Consider the following 795-nt stretch of genomic DNA (forward strand, 5'->3'; position numbering starts at 1 on the left):
CTGCGCTCGGGTGATTTCAGTCCAGGCCATCTTGATCTCATCAGGTTATCGCAAACCCATGAATCATAACCCGCTGAAATCACTCAACTCATTTTCGGTCAGACACTGAGAGGTGGAAAATTATACTCGCCCACAGCCAGGTTCAGAACACCGTTTGCTCCCACCGATATGGTAATATCGGTTTTGACGCTTGCGTTCAGGATTCCCGGCGTGTCCTCTTCGAACAGAGATTTTTTCTTTGCTATTTTATATTCAAGCTTCGAAATATTATAATCGACCTGTAATTTCTTATCTACTTTCCTGACAAATACAGATCGTTTCTTAAGATTCTCATACGCAATATTGAGAATACCTTTATTTCGACTACCTGGCTCCTGCAGGAATTTCCCATCCTGTCTGCGCACAATGGATCGGCTGTTTGCTTGATCGCCTGCAATATACTCAATGAATTCTGAACTGTTCTTTCCCTTGATCCCGATATGCAGATCTCCGGATGTCGAAACACATATTTTCGTGGTGTCACCGCGGTTCGCGGATGCAATTTTCTGATACCCCGCATTTGAACAAATAAGCCGGACAGGTCCGTAAGTATGTCTTACGTAGCGACGGTCACTCTCCGAACGCGTAAAATCCCAGATGTGCCATTCATTCAGAAGGCCTTTATCGAGTAACCGCCCAATGTAATCTCTTAGTGTCTGACCGAAAATGAGTTGAGTGATTTCAGCGGGTTATGATTCATGGGTTTGCGATAACCTGATGAGATCAAGATGGCCTGGACTGAAATCACCCGAGCGC

At 45.0% G+C, this 795-nt stretch carries 1 protein-coding gene; it reads right to left on the reverse strand.

Annotated features, from left to right (window positions below; genetic code table 11):
- Positions 1-98 precede the first annotated feature (98 nt).
- Positions 99-404, reverse strand: coding sequence for a hypothetical protein (locus GOB85_RS18860; protein WP_173578879.1), 306 nt, complete (start codon positions 402-404; stop codon positions 99-101).
- Positions 405-795: the final 391 nt, after the last annotated feature.

Origin of the sequence: Acetobacter fallax, assembly GCF_011516735.1 — a bacterium.
GTDB lineage: Bacteria > Pseudomonadota > Alphaproteobacteria > Acetobacterales > Acetobacteraceae > Acetobacter > Acetobacter fallax.